Genomic DNA, 2,939 nt, shown 5'->3' with positions numbered 1-2,939 from the left:
ACTCGGAACAGAAGAAGAAGTAGAATTTAAAGACGTACCAAAGCCTCAGGAAATTCGCGAAATTTTGAATGAATATGTCATCGGCCAAGATCAAGCGAAGAAATCACTTGCTGTTGCTGTGTATAACCACTATAAGCGCATTAACTCTAACAGCAAAGTTGATGATGTTGAGCTCTCAAAAAGTAATATTTCATTAATCGGCCCTACGGGAAGCGGTAAAACCCTTCTGGCGCAAACATTGGCTCGCATTTTAAATGTGCCGTTTGCGATTGCGGACGCTACATCTTTGACTGAAGCTGGATACGTGGGTGAAGATGTAGAGAATATTCTCTTGAAGCTCATCCAAGCTGCTGATTATGATGTGGAAAAAGCCGAAAAAGGCATTATCTATATTGATGAAATCGATAAAGTGGCTAGAAAATCTGAAAACCCGTCTATCACACGTGATGTGTCAGGTGAGGGTGTACAGCAGGCATTGCTTAAAATTCTTGAGGGTACAGTGGCAAGCGTACCGCCTCAAGGTGGACGTAAGCATCCTCATCAAGAATTCATTCAAATTGACACAACAAATATTTTGTTCATTTGCGGCGGAGCTTTCGATGGTATCGAACAAATCATCAAACGCCGTTTAGGCCAAAAAGTGATTGGATTCGGTGCCGACAATAAAGCTGCTGATCTTGAGAAAGAAGATCTTCTTTCAAAAGTGCTTCCTGAAGATTTGCTCCGTTTCGGGTTAATTCCTGAATTTATCGGACGTCTTCCGGTTATTGCAAGCCTTGAAAAGCTTGACGAAGAAGCATTGGTTGCGATCTTAACAAAACCGAAAAACGCTCTTGTTAAGCAATTCAAGAAAATGCTTGAGCTTGATAACGTTGAGCTTGAGTTTGAAGAAGAAGCGCTTTCTGAAATTGCTAAAAAAGCAATTGAACGCAAGACTGGAGCACGCGGACTCCGTTCTATCATTGAAGGCATCATGCTTGATGTGATGTTTGAGCTGCCTTCTCGTGATGACATTGAAAAATGTGTAATTACCGGGGCAACTGTGACACACGGAGAGCCTCCTCGCCTCTTATTAAAAGATGGCACTGAGGTAAGCCAAGATAAAACATCTGCATAAAGATAAGCACAAACCTCCTGAGTGGTAACACTCAGGAGGTTTTTTTTGCATGCAACTCTTCCGGAAAAACGTTTATTCCCGTCTTCTATGGGAGATACTAGCAATCAGAGGAATGAATTGGATACATAAATTGTTTTTCAGGAGGGACCACCATGAGTTGGACAGGGATCGCGTTATTTATTCAGCTGTTTTTTGGGATCATCATCGGTTTGTATTTTTGGAATTTGCTTAAAAATCAAAGGACACAAAAGGTCACGATAGATAAAGAATCAAAGAAGGAAATGGAGCAGCTTCGGAAAATGCGCGCTATCAGCTTGTCCGAGCCATTATCTGAGAAGGTCCGCCCCAAAAGCTTTCAAGATATCGTCGGACAGGAAGACGGCATTAAAGCATTAAAGGCGGCTTTATGCGGGCCAAATCCTCAGCATGTGATTGTCTATGGGCCACCGGGAGTTGGGAAAACGGCTGCTGCGCGGCTTGTGTTGGAAGAAGCAAAAAAACATAAACAATCACCGTTTAAAGAGCAGGCTGTTTTTGTGGAACTCGATGCGACAACAGCCCGTTTTGATGAAAGAGGAATTGCCGATCCGCTCATCGGCTCTGTCCATGACCCGATATACCAAGGGGCCGGAGCGATGGGACAGGCTGGGATTCCGCAGCCGAAGCAGGGAGCTGTCACCCATGCCCATGGCGGTGTGCTGTTTATTGATGAAATAGGGGAGCTGCATCCTATTCAAATGAATAAAATGCTGAAGGTGCTTGAGGACAGAAAAGTCTTTTTAGACAGTGCGTATTACAGTGAGGAAAATACACAAATTCCGAATCATATTCATGATATTTTTCAAAATGGGCTGCCGGCTGATTTTCGCTTGATTGGCGCGACCACGAGAATGCCAAACGAAATTCCGCCAGCTATCCGGTCCCGCTGTTTGGAGGTTTTTTTCCGCGAGCTTGAAAAGGACGAGCTGAAAACGGTTGCTAAAACAGCAGCTGATAAAATTGAAAAAAATATCTCTGAAGAAGGCCTGGATCTTTTGACCAGCTACACGCGGAACGGGCGGGAAGCCGTCAATATGATTCAAATCGCAGCGGGGATGGCTGTAACCGAGAATCGGAAGGACATTACGATTGAGGATATTGAATGGGTCATTCACTCCAGTCAGCTTACTCCAAAGCACGAGCAAAAAATCGGTGTTGAACCACAGGTTGGCATTGTAAATGGGCTTGCAGTCTATGGGCCTAACAGCGGATCGCTTCTGGAAATCGAAGTAAGTGTAACCGCGGCTCAAGATAAAGGATCAATTAACATCACAGGAATAGCTGAAGAAGAAAGCATCGGCAGCCAATCAAAATCGATCAGGCGAAAAAGCATGGCGAAGGGTTCGGTTGAAAATGTATTAACCGTGCTCCGGACAATGGGAATGAAGCCTTCTGATTATGATATTCACATCAATTTCCCAGGAGGGATTCCGATTGATGGGCCGTCAGCAGGCATTGCGATGGCGGCGGGGATTTTCTCGGCGATACACAAAATTCCTATTGACAATACCGTTGCGATGACGGGCGAAATCAGCCTGAACGGTCTTGTGAAACCCATCGGAGGCGTCATTCCGAAAATAAAAGCGGCCAAGCAGTCCGGTGCGAAAAAGGTGATTATCCCATATGAAAATCAGCAGGCCATCTTAAAGCAGATTGACGGGATCGAGATTATTGCAGTGAAGACGTTCCAAGAAGTGCTTGATGAAATTTTGGTGAATCCGCCAACGGAACAAAAACCGTTTCATATCGAAATCAATAAAGAATCCGTTTAAACCCTATTTTG

At 44.4% G+C, this 2,939-nt stretch carries 2 protein-coding genes; both read left to right on the top strand.

What is annotated here, in order from left to right:
• Window positions 1-1,117, top strand: a 1,117-nt coding sequence (gene clpX, locus RAC86_RS37400) for an ATP-dependent protease ATP-binding subunit ClpX (protein WP_377886827.1), incomplete at its 5' end; no start/stop codon positions are given.
• A 152-nt stretch (window positions 1,118-1,269) separates the two neighbouring features.
• On the top strand, window positions 1,270-2,928 hold the full coding sequence (lonB, locus tag RAC86_RS37395) for an ATP-dependent protease LonB (RefSeq protein WP_014477564.1): 1,659 nt from the start codon (window positions 1,270-1,272) through the stop codon (window positions 2,926-2,928).
• The last annotated feature ends 11 nt before the right edge of the window (window positions 2,929-2,939 follow it).

The organism is Bacillus sp. LR_5 (assembly GCF_042709275.1).
Note: the sequence above shows the minus strand (reverse complement) of the source record. Positions and strands in the feature narration are given on the sequence as shown.